Raw genomic sequence first — 16,942 nt, 5'->3', positions numbered from 1 at the left:
GCGTCTGATCAGGCAAAGATTAACCGATTCGGTAGTTGGGCGCTTCTTTGGTGATGGTCACATCGTGGACGTGACTCTCACGCATACCGGCATTGGTAATGCGAACAAACTCGGGCTTGGTACGCATTTCGTCCATGGTGGCGCTACCGGTGTAGCCCATGGAGGCCCGGATACCGCCAACCAGTTGATGCACGATATTACGCATCGGGCCTTTACAGGCCACGCGGCCCTCAATGCCCTCCGGCACCAGTTTCTCGATGCCTTTGCTGGCATCCTGGAAATAACGGTCGCTGGAACCCTGCCCCATGGCGCCGATAGAGCCCATGCCGCGATACGCTTTGTAGCTGCGACCCTGGAACAGTTCGACTTCACCCGGAGCCTCATCGGTGCCTGCCAGCAGGCTGCCGATCATGACGCAGTGAGCGCCAGCAGCAATGGCCTTGGCGATGTCTCCGGAGAAGCGGATACCGCCGTCTGCAATCAGTGGCACACCGCGGTCCTTCAGGGCAGCGGCGACATTGGAAACCGCAGAAATCTGGGGCACACCAATGCCGGCGACGATCCGGGTGGTACAAATGGAACCGGGGCCAATACCTACCTTCACGGCGTCTGCGCCAGCTTCGGCCAGGGCGATGGCAGCATCACTGGTGGCGATATTGCCGCCAATGACCTGAACATCCGGGTAGTTTTGTTTCACCCAGCGAACCCGATCGATCACGCCCCTGGAATGGCCATGGGCGGTATCCACCACGATCACATCCACCCCGGCTTCTGCCAGTGCGGCTACGCGAGCTTCGGTGTCACCACCGGTGCTGACCGCCGCGCCAACTCGCAGGCGCCCCTGCTCGTCCTTGCACGCCAGCGGATAGTCCTTGGCTTTCTGAATGTCTTTTACCGTGATCAGGCCACGAAGCTGGAACTCATCGTTTACCACCAGAACTTTTTCAATGCGGTGACGATGCAGAAGCTCTTTTACTTCTTCCAGATCGGCGCCTTCCTTGACGGTAACAAGCTTGTCCTTGGGCGTCATAATGTCCCGGACGGGGGTATCCATGCGGCTTTCAAAACGGATATCACGGCCAGTCACGATACCGACAAGGTCATTGCCATCGACAACCGGGAGGCCGGAGATATTGTTGGCCATGGTGATATCGACCAGCTCACGTACGGTGGTACCCGGAGATACGGTGATCGGATCCTTGACCACACCACTTTCGAACTTCTTGACCTTGCGGACAGCAGCCGCCTGCTGCTCCACCGTCATGTTCTTGTGCATGATACCGATACCGCCTTCCTGGGCCATGGCAATGGCCAGCTCCGCCTCGGTTACCGTATCCATGGCCGCCGACACCAGCGGAATATTCAGGGTAATACCCTTGGTCAGCTGGGTTTTCAGGTCGACCTGGTGAGGGAGAACTTCAGAATATCCGGGCACGAGCAGAACGTCGTCAAACGTGAGGGCTTCTTCGGCAATACGCAGCATTGGGATCCGCCTTTTGAACATGCTAAGTTGGGAATTTCCGTGCCGCACCCGCGGCGGTGCGACAAAGCAAAATCCTTAATCGATCTATTATAAAGTGGTGCGTAAGGACAGTAAACCGCGCGGTTTTTGCCATTTGGTTGCATCTTTTTGAATTTCCGTTATTTTTGGCCATCTCTTTCGGCTATTGCTTATGAATAATCCTGGAGCCCGCCCTGTGAGCACCCCTTATCCGGACACCCGCCCACGAGCACTCACAGTCAGTGAGCTCAACCACCAGGCGCGCCATCTGCTGGAAACAAGCTTTATGCAGGTCTGGGTGGAGGGGGAACTCTCCGGCTTTTCAAGACCATCCTCCGGGCACTGGTATTTCTCACTCAAGGATCAGAAATGCCAGATCCGCTGTGCCATGTTCCGTGGTGCCAACCAGCGCATCCGCACCTTACCCCGGGAAGGAGATCAGATCCGGATTCGCGGCAAGGTGACCCTGTACGAGAACCGCGGCGATTTCCAGATCATCGTGGAACACCTCGAACCCGCCGGCCTCGGTGCCCTCCAGCAGGCTTTCGAGGCCCTCAAAGCGAGGCTCCAGGGCGAAGGCCTGTTTGACCCGGCCCGAAAGAAACCGATTCCCGCCACGCCCAGACATATTGGTGTGGTTACCTCGCCAACTGGCGCCGCCATCCACGATATTCTGACGGTACTCAAGCGGCGCTGCCCGGCTATTCCGGTCACGCTCTATCCCACCGCCGTCCAGGGCCAGCCGGCCACCGCAGATATTGTCCAGGCCATTGACCGGGCGCAGCAGCATGGTCTGGCCGATGTCCTGATCATCGGCCGGGGTGGCGGCTCCCTGGAAGACTTGTGGTGCTTCAACGAAGAAGCCGTCGCGCGGGCCATTGCCGCCTGCCCCATCCCGATCGTCAGCGCCGTTGGCCATGAGGTTGACGTCACCATTGCTGATTTTGTCGCGGACCTGAGAGCTCCCACGCCGTCGGCCGCCGCTGAAAAGATCTCGCCCGACCAGCAGGACTGGCTCCGCCGCCTGGCCGAGCACAAGGGGCGGCTTGGCCTGTCTGCACGCCGGTTATTGCAAAGACTGCATAACCAATTGGGGCACCTGTCTGCCCGGCTCCGGGATCCTCGACGGGAACTACTGGAAAAGGCGCAACGCATGGATGAGCTTGAGCTGCGGCTGAACAAGGCGATCCGTGACAGACTGGACCAGCAGAAGCAGAAAACCGATTACCTGCTTCAAAGGATGAGCGCACAATCCCCACGCCGAACCCTGAAAACGGTAAAAGAACAGACCCAACGTCTCGAGGAGCGCCTGACACTCGCGACCCGTCACCAGCTGCGCCAAAAAGACGAGCGATTACAGCATATTGCACAAACCCTTCATGTTGTCAGCCCTCTGGCCACCCTCGGAAGAGGCTACGCCATCGTCAGGGACGACCAGGGCCGTATTGTTCGCAAGGCCGGCGACCTGGAAACCGGCGATCAGATTACCGCAAGACTTGGACGCGGCTCGGTGTCGGCCCGGGTGACGGAGATCAATTCTTCGTCGGAATAGTGCCGCAGAGCCTGGCGACTACGCCTATGGTCTACTAGCCCCGGATTTCAAAGCTCCTAAAGTTGTCAATAACAACGATAAAACAACAACACGCACAACTGAGGTGGAGCACAATGAGCTACAACTCCGAATTTCGCCGGTCCATTGACCAGCGGGATGATTTCTGGCGCGAGCAGGCGCAGTACATCGACTGGATCAAAGCACCGAATACGATCTGGCGCGCCCTCGATAACGGCCACGGCGAGTGGTTTCCAGACGGGGAACTGAACACCAGCGACGTTGCTCTCGATGCCAATATCCGTGCCGGCCGAGGCGACCAGAAAGCCCTGATTTACGACTCCCCGGTCACCAATACCAAGCAGTCATTCACCTACAACGAACTGCGCGATGAAGTCGCCCTGTTTGCCGGCGCCCTGCGCGCCCGCGGAGTCGAAAAAGGTGACCGCGTCATCATCTACATGCCGATGATTCCTCAGGCAGCCATCGCCATGCTGGCCTGCGCCCGGCTGGGTGCTATCCACTCGGTGGTCTTCGGCGGTTTTGCCGCACACGAACTGGCCGTTCGCATTGAAGATGCCAAGCCCAAGGCCCTGATTACCGCGTCCTGCGGCATCGAAGTTACCAAGGTGATCGAATACAAACCGCTGGTAGACAAGGCCATTGAGCAATCAAGCCACAAACCGGAAGCCTGCGTGGTATTCCAGCGGCCGCAGGTCAAGGCAACCATGCAGGAAGGCCGAGACTTTGACTGGAACGAGATCGTGGCCAACGCCACCCCGGCTGATCCGGTACCCGTCAAGGCCAACGACCCGCTTTATATTCTCTACACCTCCGGAACCACTGGAAAACCCAAAGGTGTTGTCCGTGACAACGGTGGCCATGCCGTTGCCCTCACTTACAGCATGAAGCTGGTCTACGATGCCAAACCCGGCGACGTTTACTGGGCGGCCTCAGATGTTGGCTGGGTGGTGGGCCACAGCTACATTGTTTATGCGCCTCTCTTTACTGGCTGCACCACCATTTTTTACGAAGGCAAACCGGTAAAAACCCCGGATGCCGGCGCATTCTGGCGTGTGGTTCAGGACCACAAGGTCAATATGCTGTTTACCGCGCCCACCGCATTCCGTGCAGTGCGCAAGGAAGACCCGGAAGCAGATCAGTTGAGCCGCTACGATGTTTCCTCCCTCAAACGGATTTTCCTGGCCGGCGAGCGCCTGGATCCGCCCACCTATGAGTGGCTGAAGGAGCACACCGGGCTGCCAATCCTTGATCACTGGTGGCAGACTGAAACCGGCTGGGCCATTTGCTGCAACCCGGTCGGCATTGAAATGATGACTACGAAACCCGGCTCTGCAACCGTACCCTCACCCGGCTTCAACGTTCAGGTAGTGGACATGGAAGGCAGCCAGGTACCCGCGGGCGAACAGGGCCAGGTTGCAGTCAAACTGCCATTACCCCCGGGCTGCCTGATGACCGTATGGGGCGACGACCAGCGCTTCCAGAACAGCTACCTCAAGCCAATCCCTGGCTTCTACAGCTCCGGCGACGGTGGTTTTATCGATGATGACGGCTATGTCTTCATCATGGGGCGGACGGATGATGTAATTAACGTCGCCGGGCACCGGCTCTCTACCGGCGAGATGGAAGAAGTCGTTGCATCCCATCCGGCGATCGCGGAATGCTGCGTAGTGGGCGCTCATGACGATATGAAGGGTCAGATTCCGGTTGGCCTGGTGCTGATCAAAGATGGCGCCACCATTGACCAGGATGAACTGGAGGAGGAGCTGGTAGAGATGGTTCGCGAGAAGATCGGGGCTATTGCCTGTTTCCGCCGGGCTATCGTTGTTGACCGTTTACCCAAAACCCGCTCCGGCAAGATCCTGCGACGTATTATTCGCCAGATTGCCGATGGGGAGGAGTACACGGTACCCAGCACCATCGATGACCCGGCCATTCTGGAAGAAATCAGCGAGAAATTCGGTCGCTGATCAAACCTCCATCCGCTGAGCCACAGAACACCCGGGGCGCTCTTGATCAAGAGCAGCCCCGGGTTTCACTTTGATTACAACCTATTGTTTTTTATCAATTAAAAAACACTTGCTGATCATAAAAAAAACAATTGACGCCTTTCAAAGTCGGTCTATACTGAAAATTGCTGTGTACTTCTGCAGCGTTATTTGGCGAATGCGTTACAACGTCCTGCCCTTGGCTTTTCGTTGCCCCTTCCTCAGTGCGCTCCGGATGTCCCAGCTCGAAAGAAGGTCCCGTGAGGGAAAATTATCAGTAAGACAGGAAAGATCGATGTCCGATACCAAAACCGGCCACGTAAAGTGGTTCAACGAATCCAAGGGCTTTGGCTTCATCGCCCAGGAAGGCGGCAGTGACGTTTTCGTTCACTACAGTGCAATCAACGCAAACGGTTTCCGTACTCTGGCCGAAGGTCAGCAGGTACAGTTCACCGTAACCCAGGGCCCGAAAGGCCCGCAGGCCGAAAACGTAACGCCGCTCTAAGCCGTTATGTTAACGTCCTGATGTCCCTCACGGGCAGAAACAAGAAAGGCCGGTAATCCTGGGATTACCGGCCTTTCTGTTTGTTTAAGGGATTATCCGTTCAGGCAGTCTCGGCTGCTTCTGCAGAAATAGACTCGGACCGACTATCATCGAGCACCTGGGCTACAGCCGAGAACAGAGCTTGCAACGTTGCCGAGGAGGTATCCTCTGCCAGGGCTGCCGCACTGCAGTGCTTGCCATTGGCTGTGAGCCGTATGCATGCCAGAGCATTGGCATTGGTACCCTCGCCCAGCGCAAACTCATCATAGGCTTCAACCGCCACCGAGACCCCAAACTGCCGGGACAGTGCATCGGAAACGGCCTCAACGGCTCCCAACCCACGACCTTCAAGGGTAACCGGCGAGGCATCACCCCCAACAACCACCTCGGCCCGCACCCCATTGTCATCCCGATGCAGGTCATAGGAGCGAAGAGCCCAATCGCTGTGCACCTTCAGATATCGCTCTTCAAACAAACGGTGAATGGTGTGTGAGTCGATCTCGCCCCCATTGGTTTCAGCCTCGCGCTGAACCACCTTGCTGAACTCGATCTGCAGCCACCGCGGCAAGGTAATGTCGTAGTCGCGCTCGAGTACGTAAGCGACGCCGCCTTTGCCGGACTGACTGTTGATACGAACCACTTCCTCGTATCGGCGACCGACATCGAACGGATCGATGGGCAGGTAAGCCACGTTCCAGGCATCGCCCTCTTTCCGACGGGAGAGACACTTGCGAATGGCGTCCTGATGGCTGCCGGAGAAAGCGGTAAAGACCAGCTCACCGGCATAGGGATGACGCGGATGAGTGGAAATTTCGGTGCACGCCTCCACCACTTCGGTGATTTCGGCCATGCCGGACAGATCCAGGGTAGGGTCAATCCCCTGGGAATACAGGTTCATAGCCATGGTGACCAGGTCCATGTTACCGGTGCGCTCGCCGTTGCCCATCAGGGTGCCTTCCACCCGGTCTGCCCCGGCCATCACGCCGAGTTCGGCAGCGGCCACCGCGCAGCCCCGGTCATTGTGGGTATGCAGGCTGATGCTGATGTGCTCCCGATAGCGAATGTTGTCACAGATCCACTCCACCTGATCTGCGAAGACATTGGGCGTTGCCATTTCAACAGTCGCCGGCAGGTTAATGATAACCGGTTGCCCCTGGTCCGGGCGCCAGACATCGTTGACGGCATCAATCACACTGGCCGCAAAGTCCAGCTCCGTACCGGTAAAACTCTCCGGCGAATACTGGAAGGTCCACTCCGTGTCCGGATAGCGGGCGGCGATATCCCGCACGATGGTGGCGCCGTGGACCGCGATATCGCGGATACCGTCCCGGTCCAGCCCGAACACCTGCTCACGCTGCACGGTCGAGGTGGAATTGTAAACGTGAACAATCGCCCGCTTGGCACCCTCAAGGGCCTGGTAAGTCCGCTCGATCAATTCAGGGCGAGCCTGGGTCAGCACCTGGATCTTTACATCATCCGGAATCCTGTTTTCTTCGATCAGCTTGCGACAGAAATCAAAGTCCGGCTGGCTGGCTGCCGGGAAACCGATTTCGATCTCTTTGAAACCCAGCTTGACCAGCAAATCGAATAAGCGCTGCTTCTGGGCAACAGACATGGGTTTGACCAGGGCCTGGTTGCCGTCCCGAAGATCTACAGCGCACCAGGCCGGGGCTTTCTGGATAACCTGATCGGGCCAGCGACGGTCTTTCTTGGCGACCGGCTGGAAAGCAACGTATTTGCGATGGTCAAAAGCCATGATGAAAATTCCTTCCGATATCAAACAGTGATTGGAACACACACAGTGTAAAGGCTGGAGCGAGCTATTTGGTTGCCATTTTCTGGCCGCACAACCAGATAATGCCATATAATTTCATAAAATCTTTAATAAGAGACAGAAAATGCCCGATACCGAGAAAACGCTTGTCAAAATTGACAAGCTCGACCGAAAAATCCTCGAACAATTGCAAAAAGACGGCTCACTGACCAATCAGCAACTGGCCGAGAAGGTCGGCCTATCCCCTTCCCCCTGCCTTCGGCGAGTTCGCGCCCTCGAGGAGGCGGGCATTATCGTGCGAACGGTCACCATTCTGGATCACAAAAAACTGGGGCTGTCGCTCACCGCCATTATTCTCATTGGCATGGACCGGCATACACCAGAGCGCTTTGCCGCGTTTGAGGAACAGGTGGGGGAATACCCGGAGGTTCAGGAGTGTTATCTGATCACTGGTCAGAGTGCGGATTACATGCTCAAAGTGGTCGTGCCGGATATGGACCACTACCACCACTTCCTGTTGAACAGGATAACCCGTATTCCCGGTGTTAGCGGTGTTCACTCCAGCTTTGTTCTCCGGCGCGTCATCGACAGCACCGCACTGCCGCTGGGCTATTTGTCCTGAGCCACCAGGTTGTCCAGATAAGCGCGGGCCATGGTTTTCATTTCCTGTACCAACAATACGCCCTGCTCATCCGGCAGGGTGGCCGCCAGCCGAAGAATCGTGCCCGCAGAACGGGGTAACAGCAAACTGGCTGTCCAGCGGCGATCTGCCGGCAAATCGGGATACTCCTCCTGCAGACGGGCATCCAGGTCCCGGGCGTTGCTGTAGAGTTCGCGAAGATCCAACTGCCTCAGTTCCGGCATGGCTTCCACACCGCTCCAGATCGCGGAATAGGCGGGCTCGGTGCGGTAGAAGTCGTAAAACAGATCAATCAGGACATCCACCGCGTCGCTCAGGCTCAGCTGCGGGAGCTTGACCCTCAGCGCCTGCTCCATCTTCTCAACATGTCGCTCCGCAATAGCGTTGACAATCGCCGCTTTATTCGGGAAATAGCGGTAAAGCGATGCCAGAGACATGCCGGACTGCCGGGCGATGGCCGACATACTGGTGCTGTCGACGCCCTGCTCGTGAAAGATCCCGGCAGCATGCTGCAGTATGGTGTTCACCCGTTCCCGGCTGCGGGCCTGAACCGGGCGCCGGCGGGGTGACACATCGATGGATTCGTCAGTCATTATCTGTACCTTGTGATGCAGGCTCCGTACAATAACGCCCACTCTACGACAATGAAAGGCTGTGGCGGGCATCCCGCCTTGCCAATTAGTCTGACTCCCACTTTTCTGATGACAGCGGAAGACACGATGCGAGCGAGCCGTTACCTGATAGCTACCCAGAAAGAGACCCCTTCCGACGCCGAGATTATCAGCCATCAGCTGATGCTGCGGGCGGGCATGATCCGTAAACTGGCCGCCGGCCTTTACACCTGGTTGCCGTTAGGGTTGCGCACCCTGCGTAAGGTGGAGCGAATCGTCCGTGAAGAAATGGACAAGAGCGGCGCCCAGGAAGTTCTGATGCCGGCGGTACAACCCGCCGAGCTGTGGCAGGAATCCGGCCGCTGGGAACAGTACGGTGGAGAACTGCTGCGCCTGAACGACCGCCATGGCCGCGATTTCTGCTTTGGCCCCACTCATGAAGAAGTTATCACCGATCTGATCCGGAACGAACTGAAAAGCTACAAAGAGCTGCCGGCCAACTTCTACCAGATCCAGACCAAGTTCCGCGATGAGCGCCGCCCGCGGTTTGGCGTGATGCGCGCCCGCGAGTTCATCATGAAGGATGCCTACTCGTTCCATCTGAACGCGGAATCCCTGGATGAAACCTATAAGGTGATGCACCAGACCTACTGCAACATTTTCGACCGACTGGGGCTCGACTACCGTCCGGTACAGGCGGACTCCGGTTCCATTGGTGGCAGCTCCTCCCATGAATTCCACGTGCTAGCCTCCTCTGGCGAAGATGCCATCGTATTCAGCACCAGCGGTGACTACGCCGCCAACATCGAAAAAGCCGAAGCGGTAGCACCTGCCGGCGAGCGCCCTGCCCCCGGCGAGGAACTGAAAGAGGTTCACACACCGGGTCAACGCACCATCGACGCAGTTTCCCAGTTCCTGGGCATGCCGGCTGAGCGCAGTGTGAAAACACTGCTGGTAAAGGCAGAGGCGGATGAGAATGGTGAATCCGGCCTGGTGGCCCTGATTCTGCGCGGCGATCACACCCTGAATGAGATCAAGGCTGAGAACCTCCCCGGCATTGCCGAGCCGCTGACCATGGCAACCGACGAGGAAATCGAAAAAGCCATCGGCTGCAAGCCAGGCTCCATCGGCCCGGTCAAGCTGCCGGTGCCGGTTATCGTGGATCGCAGCGCAGCACACCTGGCAGATTTTGTCTGCGGCGCCAACAAGGATGATTATCACCTGACTGGCGTAAACTGGGAACGCGATGCCGAAATCAGCCGTGTGGAAGATCTTCGCAATGTGGTCGAGGGCGATGCCAGCCCGGATGGGAACGGCACACTGGAGATCCGTCGCGGTATTGAAGTTGGCCACATTTTCAAGCTGGGCAATAAGTATAGCAAGGCCATGAACGCCTCGGTTCTGGATGAACACGGCAAGACTTCGATTATGGAAATGGGCTGTTATGGTATTGGCGTTTCCCGCATCGTCGCGGCATCCATCGAGCAGAACCACGACGAGAAGGGCATCATCTGGCCGGATGCCATCGCACCGTTCGAGGTGGCCATTGTTACCCTGAATGGTCACAAATCTCCGGTGGTGGCCGAGGCTGGCGACAAGCTTTACGAACAGCTTCGCCAGGCTGGCTACGATGTTCTGCTGGATGACCGCAACGAACGCCCGGGTGTGAAATTCGCAGATATGGAGCTGATTGGCATCCCCCACCGCTTCGTGGTCTCAGAACGCGGCCTGAGCGCCGGAACCCTGGAATACAAGGGTCGACGGGACGAGGAAAAACAGGACATTCCTGTGGATGAGGCTCTGTCGTTCCTGGTGAAGGCATCGCCCAAAGGCGGCTTGTAACCCTGAACCATACACACCGGAAGGCTGTCCCCAGCCTTCCGGTGTGTTAACGACGTCTCCGCAGATCAGGCGTTGCCCACAATCCCCGGCTCCATTTCCAGCTCAACGCCGAATTTCTCAAGCACAGACTGGCGCACGTCATCAGCCAGGGACAGTACATCCTGGCCAGTTCCACCGGAATGATTGATCAGCACCAGCGCCTGGCGGTTGTGGACCCCGACCCGGCTGTTACGAAACCCTTTCCATCCGGCCTGATCAATAAGCCAGGCTGCCGCCAGTTTGACCTGACTATCAGCAGGATAGAACACAACGTCCGGAAACCGGGCCTGAAGCTCCCGGAACTGGGGCAATCCGATTACCGGGTTCTTGAAGAAACTGCCCGCATTCGGCAATACCGCAGGATCCGGCAGTTTGCGATGACGGACGGCCATCACGCCCTCGGCCACCGCCAGGGGTGTTAACTCAGCCTCGTTAACGTCGCCAAAGTAATCCTGAAGATCCCGATAAGCAACCTTCAAAGGCGCATTACGGGACAACCGGAGCCGGATTTCAAGGATGATGTAGAGGCCTGGCCGGTGCTTGAACAGGCTGTCGCGATAACCGAATTCGCAGGCGCTTGCAGGCAGGGTTTCAACCTTCAGAGTCTGGCGGTTCAGTACCGTGACACTGTCAAGACAGTCACCCAATTCGGTGCCATAAGCCCCGATGTTCTGTACCGGGGCGGCACCGGCGGTGCCCGGGATCAACGCCAGGTTCTCGACCCCGCGATAACCGGAACGGGCGGCGTAAAGCACAGCCTCGTGCCAGTTCTCACCGGCTTTCAACACCAGCACCGCGCCGTGATCGTCTACCTGCTCCCAGCTTCGGCCACGCAGTGCCATCCGGATGACCAGGCCGGGATAATCGCCGGCAAACACCAGATTACTGCCACCGCCCAGTACCAGAATGGACTGTTCGTGGTTACAGGCCCAGGAAAGCGCCTGTTTGAGCTGATCCGGATTTTCGACTTCCACCAGGTATCGGGCCGTTACCGGCACAGCCAGGGTATTCAATCCCTGAAGGCTGGCCCACTCCTGAATCTGCAGATCCTGACTCAAGCCAGCCGCCCCCGGATTTCGTCCAGGAGGCCGGAACTGGCGTCATGAATCAGATCAAGCACGTGCTCAAATCCATCCTCTCCGCCGTAGTAAGGATCCGGCACCTCGGCCAACCGGGAGTCACCGTAATCCAGAAACAAGCGCGGCTCCGTGCCCCCATTCTGGTGCCAGACCTCTCGAACATCCGCGAGATTAGACCGATCCATCACCAGCACATAGTCAAATTGATCCAGATCTTCTGCACGGAACTGGCGGGCACGAAGGTCGCTGATGTCGATACCACGGCGCGCCGCGGCGGCAGTTGCCCGCTCGTCCGGAGATTTACCGATATGCCAGTTGCCGGTGCCGCAGGAATCAATATGCAGTCTGCCGAACAGGCCTTGTTCCCGGGCGAGGTGGCGAAAAACGCCCTCAGCACTGGGAGAACGACAGATATTGCCCAGGCAGACAAACAGCACGCTTACACGATCAGCCACGGGCACCCCCTTTTTCCATCAGCGCCCGCAGACGGGCCAGATCCTCTTCGGTATCTACCCCCGGAGCAGGAGGCCGGTCCGCCACATCCACATGAATAAGAGCGCCGTTATAGAGTGCCCGCAACTGTTCCAGGGATTCCACCCGTTCGGTGGGGGCCGGCAGCCAGGTAACAAACTCACTGAGCACACTGGCACGATAACCATAGATGCCAATGTGCCTGAAATAGCCGATGCCATCCGGAAGGTCCACGTCCTGGGTAGCAGCCCCCGCTGGCCAGAAGTCCCTGGCCCAGGGAATCGGTGCCCGACTGAAATAATGAGCCATGCCCCGGGCATCGAAGACCACTTTCACAACATTGGGGTTGAACACCTGGCGGGCATCGTGAATCCGCTCGCACAGTGTTGCGATGGCGGCCTCCTGGTACTGTTCAAGGTTATCGGCAACCTGATTGATCAGTTCAGGCGGTATCAGAGGCTCGTCCCCCTGAACGTTGACCACGCGATGATCCGGATCCAGCTGCAGCTTCCTCGCCACTTCTTCAAGGCGGTCTGTGCCACTGGCATGATGGGGCGAGGTCATGATGACTTCTGCACCAAAACCAAGACACGCCTCCTCGATACGGGCATCGTCGGTCGCGACCACCACGCGGCTGGCGCGGCTCTCATTCGCCCGCTCGCAGACATGCTGGATCATCGGCTTGCCGGCAATCATGGCCAGAGGTTTGCCGGGCAAACGGCTGGAAGCGTATCGAGCGGGAATGACAACGGTAAATGACATGGTTGCGTCCTGCGGGTGACTCAGTGTTTGTCGAGGCGCTCGTCTGTGCTGAGGGTGCGGGCTTCAACCGCCAGCATAACCGGAATCCCCTCACGAATGGGGAACGCCATGGCATCCTGGTAGCAGATCAACTCGGTACGGGCGTCGTTGAGCTTGAGCTCTCCCTTGCACACCGGGCAGGCCAGCATGGCCAGCAGTTTCTTATCCATGGTTCGATTCCTCGCTGATATCAGTTTGCAACTGGCCAGAGCTGGCTCTGAGCCGTTCCAGAAAATGCTGTTCAAAAGGTTCCGACAACCGGGCCTGAACCGTCAAGACCCAGGCGTTGTCCGGCGCAAAGCCATGGCACTTCACCGCATCCTTGGCCGTCATCACCAACCATTCAAGAGCACCGGACGCCAGGTCTTCGGGGCGAAAATGATGATGGTCGGGAAAGGGAACTTCATTCACGTGGGCGCCAAGGTTCCGGAGGGTTTCGAAAAATCGACCGGGATTACCAATACCCGCTACTGCCCGTACCGGCTTGCCTTTGAGCTGCTCCGGAGACAGGGTCTCACCGGAATTCAGGTTCACCAGAGCCGAAGGCACCAGCTCCATGGCATGAATCTCCGGATGATCAACGCCGGCAAAACTCTCTATGGTCTCTCCGGCCTCAGGAAACTCAGCTCCGTTAAGAACGACAAAGTCGACACTGTTCAAGCGCTCAACCGGCTCCCTCAGCGGGCCTACCGGAATGATGGCACCATTTCCGGTACCGCGCCGGGCATCGAATACAGCCAGTTCGATATCCCGGGGCAGGCGGTAGTGTTGCAGGCCATCATCACAGATCAACACATCGCCCAGGCCATTCTCCAGCGCCCAACGGGCCCCTCGACAGCGATCCGGGTCCACTACAACGGGGCATCCGGTGGCCCGGGCCAGCATCAGAGGCTCATCACCACAGACACCCGCCGGGGTCCCGTCAGCGACCAGCAAGGGATACTGAGAACTCTTACCACCGTAGCCACGGCTGAGAATCACCGGTTTCCAGCCGTGTTGATTCATGCACTGAACCAGACTGGCAGTAAGAGGCGACTTGCCGGTCCCGCCAGCGGTGATATTGCCCACCACCACAACCGGCACCGGCAGCGATTCATTGCGCGCATGCCAGGCCTTTCGGCGTCTGGACTCAGACACCGCCCGATACAACCAGGCCAGTGGTGTGAGCAGGGCAAGAGGTCTGCCCTGCCCGTACCAAAGCCGGTCAACCAGGCTGGTACTCATGCGTGCTCGCTGAACTGAATCTGATGCAGCTGGGCGTAGGCACCCCCCGCAGCCAGCAGCTCACCATGACTGCCGGATTCGACAATGCGGCCATTATCCATGACCAGAATTCGGTCGGCTTTCTCAATGGTGGATAGCCTGTGTGCGATCACCAGCGTGGTACGGCCTTGCATAACGGTTTCCAGCGCCTCCTGAATATGGCGCTCGGATTCTGTATCCAGAGCCGATGTCGCCTCATCCAGAATGAGGATCGGTGCGTCCTTGAGGATGGCCCGTGCAATCGCAAGGCGCTGGCGCTGGCCGCCGGAAAGCATCACGCCATTGTCGCCGATCATGGTATCGAGCCCCTCCGGCATGCGGTTGATAAACTCAAGCGCATGGGCCTTCTCAGCCGCTTCCATGATTTCCTCCCGGCTGCAGTCGCGCAAGGCGCCATAGGCAATATTGGCGGCAATGGTATCGTTGAACAGCACCACGTTCTGGTTCACCAGAGCAATCTGGGCACGCAGGGACTGAAGCGAAAACTCCTTCAGTTCATGGTCATCAATGCGGATAGCTCCCCCAGTGTACTCGTAGAAACGGGGTAACAGGCTAACCATGGTCGACTTACCACTGCCTGACCGGCCCACCAGTGCAACGCTCTGGCCGGCCGGAATATCGATGGTTATCCCTTCAAGCACATTGTCGAGCTGATCCCGGTATCGGAAAGACACCTGGTCAAATGTGATGTCGCCTTTGACCCGCTGCGGGTTGTAGGAGCCTGGGTCCTCTTCCGGCTTTTCATCCATGGTCTCGAACACATCAAATGCAGCCGCCACACCCTTCTGAATCTTGGCGTGCACGGAAGTGACCTGGCGAATGGGCTTGGCCATGGTCGTCGCCGCGGTGATGAACGCAATCAGCTGACCAGTCGACATCTCACCCCGAATCTCCGGCGCAAGCATGGTCCACACCAGCGCGGCGATAGCAAAAGCCACCAGCACCTGAATGACCGGGACACTGATCGCCTGAGTAGAAGCCATTTTCAGGCTCTGTTTCAGGTTTCGGGCACTGACCTCACGAAACCGCTCCCGTTCATAATCTTCGCCTCCGAAGGTGCGCACCACCCGGTATCCGGTGATCGACTCGGAGGCCACATGGGTGATATCGCCCATGGAGCCCTGAATACGCTTACTGATTCGACGAAACCGTTTGCTGGCATAATTCACGACCAGACCAATGACCGGACCGGCAGTAAGAAAAATCAGGGTCAGCTTCCAGTTGGTGTACAGCATAAAGCCGAGCAGACCCAGTATGGTCAGGCCTTCGCGAAGGGTGATAGTCACCGCATTGGTCGCAGCATCAGCGACCTGCTCAACGTTAAAGGTGAGCTTCGAGACCAGACGCCCGGATGCATTTTCATCATAGTACCGGGACGGCAAAGACATCAGGCGATCAAACACATCGTTGCGCAAGGCGTTGATCACGTTTCGCCCGACGTAACTGATAAAATACTGGCTAAAAAACGTACCAACGCCTCTGAAGGCGAAAACACCCACAATCAGCCCGGTCAGCAACATCCGGTTCTGGTCGGACGGATTCTCGATCGCCGTGATCACATATTCCATCGCCGCGGCCATCCCGGTGGATGCAGCGGCGTAAATGATGTTTCCGAACACGGCGAGGGAGAACGCAAACCAGAAGGGCTTGACGTACTTGAGCAGGCGTTTGTAGGTGGTCCAGCTACCGGCAGGTGGCGTATTGAGCGGCTCCGGCCTTGTTTGCATCACTGGCTCTCAGCCTCCCGCTCTGTGGTTATGCTCAGCTTGGCAAAACCCAGGCGACCGGCAACATCCATGGCCCGCACCACAAATTCGTGGGGGGTTCGGGCATCTGCAGTGATAATGAACGGCAGACTGTTGTCGCCCTCAGCCAGTTCACTGACACCACGCTCCAGGGTTTCCCGGCGATTATTGACCAGGGGGCGGTCATTCAGAAAGTACTGGCCCTCGGCGTTAATCACCACATCAATCTGCCAGACTTCAGACGGAGCTGCCGGCTCTGCACTGGCTTCCGGAAGCTCCACCTGCAGGTGGCTCTCCCGGGTAAATGTGGTCGACACCATGAAGAAAATCAGCAGCAGGAACACCACATCAATCAGTGGCGTCAGATCTACCCCGACTTCCTGGCTTCGTTGACGCTTGAACTTCACGGCGTTCAGGCTCCTTCAACGTCGATTTCGCGGTCTCCGTGGACCACTTCCACCAGTTTGATGGCTTCCTGTTCCATGTTGACGACCAATTCATCCACGCGACGGATGAAATAGCGGTGACAGACCAGAGCAGGAATGGCGACACTCAGGCCAGCCGCGGTGGTAATCAATGCCTCGGAAATGCCTCCGGCCAGGTTACCGGCATTGCCAACGCCGGCCAACTGGATTTCGGCAAACACCTTGATCATCCCGATAACGGTACCCAGAAGGCCCAACAGCGGCGTGATTGTGGCGATAGTACCCAGGGGATTCAGAAAACGCTCCAGCTCGTGGATAACCTGGCTGGCCTCGTGTTCGATGCTTTCTTTCATGATCTCGCGACCATGCTTGGCGTTGATCAGGCCGCCGGCCAATATTCGGCCAAGCGGAGAGGATGCCTGCAGCGCCTTCAGTTTGCGGCCGTTAAGCTCCTTTTTTTTGATCCAGCGCCAGAGCTCGTTAATAGACTGCGGGGGCGCAACCCGAGAGGCCCGCAAGGTCCAGATTCGTTCCAGAATGATGGCAAGTGCCAGGATGGAACAGGCAACAATGGGCACCATCAGGATGCCACCGGCTTTCAACAGCTCGAACACGCTTGATCTCCCTGATTAGTTACAAGCCGCGCTAC

General features: G+C 57.7%; 16 protein-coding genes. 5 read left to right on the top strand and 11 right to left on the bottom strand.

Annotated elements, in window-relative coordinates:
- Window positions 1-19 precede the first annotated feature (19 nt).
- Entirely contained in the window at window positions 20-1,483 is a 1,464-nt protein-coding gene (guaB, locus tag Q674_RS39255; RefSeq protein ID WP_022991076.1) for an IMP dehydrogenase, read from the bottom strand.
- Between the two features lie 190 nt (window positions 1,484-1,673).
- Between guaB and xseA the strand changes: the two genes are divergently transcribed.
- From xseA to Q674_RS39240, 3 genes are all read left to right on the top strand, one after another.
- Complete coding sequence (xseA, locus tag Q674_RS39250) at window positions 1,674-3,053, top strand: exodeoxyribonuclease VII large subunit (protein WP_036199870.1); 1,380 nt, start codon at window positions 1,674-1,676, stop codon at window positions 3,051-3,053.
- A gap of 62 nt (window positions 3,054-3,115) precedes the next feature.
- Window positions 3,116-5,041: a propionyl-CoA synthetase gene (locus tag Q674_RS39245; RefSeq protein ID WP_081698960.1), complete on the top strand. Its 1,926-nt coding sequence runs from the start codon at window positions 3,116-3,118 to the stop codon at window positions 5,039-5,041.
- Window positions 5,042-5,354: 313 nt separating this feature from the next.
- The gene (locus Q674_RS39240) at window positions 5,355-5,564 is read left to right on the top strand and encodes a cold-shock protein (protein WP_011785214.1); all 210 of its coding nucleotides are present in this window, start codon (window positions 5,355-5,357) and stop codon (window positions 5,562-5,564) included.
- Between the two features lie 100 nt (window positions 5,565-5,664).
- Here the strand turns inward: Q674_RS39240 and leuA are convergent, their stop codons facing one another.
- Window positions 5,665-7,359, bottom strand: coding sequence for a 2-isopropylmalate synthase (leuA, locus tag Q674_RS39235; protein WP_023010010.1), 1,695 nt, complete (start codon window positions 7,357-7,359; stop codon window positions 5,665-5,667).
- Window positions 7,360-7,501: 142 nt separating this feature from the next.
- On the opposite strand from leuA, the gene Q674_RS39230 reads away from it, so the two are divergent.
- Window positions 7,502-7,999 carry an Lrp/AsnC family transcriptional regulator gene (locus Q674_RS39230; RefSeq protein WP_011785216.1) on the top strand — a complete coding sequence of 166 codons (498 nt, stop codon included), beginning with the start codon at window positions 7,502-7,504 and terminating at the stop codon, window positions 7,997-7,999.
- Here the strand turns inward: Q674_RS39230 and Q674_RS39225 are convergent.
- The gene (locus tag Q674_RS39225) at window positions 7,987-8,610 is read right to left on the bottom strand and encodes a TetR/AcrR family transcriptional regulator (protein ID WP_023010009.1); all 624 of its coding nucleotides are present in this window, start codon (window positions 8,608-8,610) and stop codon (window positions 7,987-7,989) included. The genes Q674_RS39230 and Q674_RS39225 overlap by 13 nt on opposite strands.
- A gap of 126 nt (window positions 8,611-8,736) precedes the next feature.
- On the opposite strand from Q674_RS39225, the gene Q674_RS39220 reads away from it, so the two are divergent.
- Window positions 8,737-10,470 (top strand): proline--tRNA ligase, encoded by a 1,734-nt coding sequence (locus Q674_RS39220; protein ID WP_023010008.1) that lies wholly within the window; start codon window positions 8,737-8,739, stop codon window positions 10,468-10,470.
- A 65-nt stretch (window positions 10,471-10,535) separates the two neighbouring features.
- Here Q674_RS39220 and murB read toward each other — a convergent pair whose 3' ends face one another.
- Genes murB through Q674_RS39180 form a run of 8 tightly spaced genes read right to left on the bottom strand, consistent with a single transcriptional unit; the run spans window position 10,536 to window position 16,907 of the window.
- Complete coding sequence (gene murB / locus Q674_RS39215; protein ID WP_023010007.1) at window positions 10,536-11,567, bottom strand: UDP-N-acetylmuramate dehydrogenase; 1,032 nt, start codon at window positions 11,565-11,567, stop codon at window positions 10,536-10,538.
- The gene (locus Q674_RS39210) at window positions 11,564-12,043 is read right to left on the bottom strand and encodes a low molecular weight protein-tyrosine-phosphatase (RefSeq protein ID WP_031210507.1); all 480 of its coding nucleotides are present in this window, start codon (window positions 12,041-12,043) and stop codon (window positions 11,564-11,566) included. Before Q674_RS39210 ends, murB begins: the two co-directional genes overlap by 4 nt.
- Complete coding sequence (gene kdsB / locus Q674_RS39205; RefSeq protein ID WP_014421244.1) at window positions 12,036-12,821, bottom strand: 3-deoxy-manno-octulosonate cytidylyltransferase; 786 nt, start codon at window positions 12,819-12,821, stop codon at window positions 12,036-12,038. The genes Q674_RS39210 and kdsB overlap by 8 nt, the downstream gene beginning before the upstream one ends.
- A 20-nt stretch (window positions 12,822-12,841) precedes the next feature.
- On the bottom strand, window positions 12,842-13,030 hold the full coding sequence (locus Q674_RS39200; RefSeq protein WP_011785222.1) for a Trm112 family protein: 189 nt from the start codon (window positions 13,028-13,030) through the stop codon (window positions 12,842-12,844).
- Window positions 13,023-14,084 carry a tetraacyldisaccharide 4'-kinase gene (lpxK, locus tag Q674_RS39195; protein WP_011785223.1) on the bottom strand — a complete coding sequence of 354 codons (1,062 nt, stop codon included), beginning with the start codon at window positions 14,082-14,084 and terminating at the stop codon, window positions 13,023-13,025. The genes Q674_RS39200 and lpxK overlap by 8 nt, the downstream gene beginning before the upstream one ends.
- Complete coding sequence (gene msbA / locus Q674_RS39190) at window positions 14,081-15,850, bottom strand: lipid A export permease/ATP-binding protein MsbA (RefSeq protein ID WP_023010006.1); 1,770 nt, start codon at window positions 15,848-15,850, stop codon at window positions 14,081-14,083. Before msbA ends, lpxK begins: the two co-directional genes overlap by 4 nt.
- Window positions 15,850-16,275, bottom strand: coding sequence for an ExbD/TolR family protein (locus Q674_RS39185; RefSeq protein WP_011785225.1), 426 nt, complete (start codon window positions 16,273-16,275; stop codon window positions 15,850-15,852). Before Q674_RS39185 ends, msbA begins: the two co-directional genes overlap by 1 nt.
- Before the next feature lie 5 nt (window positions 16,276-16,280).
- Window positions 16,281-16,907, bottom strand: a complete 627-nt coding sequence (locus tag Q674_RS39180) for a MotA/TolQ/ExbB proton channel family protein (protein WP_011785226.1) — start codon at window positions 16,905-16,907, stop codon at window positions 16,281-16,283.
- Window positions 16,908-16,942: the final 35 nt, after the last annotated feature.

The organism is Marinobacter sp. EVN1 (assembly GCF_000475375.1).
Lineage (GTDB): Bacteria > Pseudomonadota > Gammaproteobacteria > Pseudomonadales > Oleiphilaceae > Marinobacter > Marinobacter nauticus.
This window is presented reverse-complemented; position numbering and strand designations above follow the sequence as displayed.

Excerpts from the sequence above, each read along its gene's own strand:
- guaB (WP_022991076.1), bottom strand. The coding sequence starts at position 1,483 with ATGCTGCGTATTGCCGAAGAAGCCCTCACGTTTGACGACGTTCTGCTC.
- xseA (WP_036199870.1), top strand. The coding sequence starts at position 1,674 with ATGAATAATCCTGGAGCCCGCCCTGTGAGCACCCCTTATCCGGACACC.
- Q674_RS39240 (WP_011785214.1), top strand. The coding sequence starts at position 5,355 with ATGTCCGATACCAAAACCGGCCACGTAAAGTGGTTCAACGAATCCAAG.
- leuA (WP_023010010.1), bottom strand. The coding sequence starts at position 7,359 with ATGGCTTTTGACCATCGCAAATACGTTGCTTTCCAGCCGGTCGCCAAG.
- Q674_RS39230 (WP_011785216.1), top strand. The coding sequence starts at position 7,502 with ATGCCCGATACCGAGAAAACGCTTGTCAAAATTGACAAGCTCGACCGA.
- Q674_RS39225 (WP_023010009.1), bottom strand. The coding sequence starts at position 8,610 with ATGACTGACGAATCCATCGATGTGTCACCCCGCCGGCGCCCGGTTCAG.
- Q674_RS39220 (WP_023010008.1), top strand. The coding sequence starts at position 8,737 with ATGCGAGCGAGCCGTTACCTGATAGCTACCCAGAAAGAGACCCCTTCC.
- kdsB (WP_014421244.1), bottom strand. The coding sequence starts at position 12,821 with ATGTCATTTACCGTTGTCATTCCCGCTCGATACGCTTCCAGCCGTTTG.
- Q674_RS39200 (WP_011785222.1), bottom strand. The coding sequence starts at position 13,030 with ATGGATAAGAAACTGCTGGCCATGCTGGCCTGCCCGGTGTGCAAGGGA.
- lpxK (WP_011785223.1), bottom strand. The coding sequence starts at position 14,084 with ATGAGTACCAGCCTGGTTGACCGGCTTTGGTACGGGCAGGGCAGACCT.
- msbA (WP_023010006.1), bottom strand. The coding sequence starts at position 15,850 with ATGCAAACAAGGCCGGAGCCGCTCAATACGCCACCTGCCGGTAGCTGG.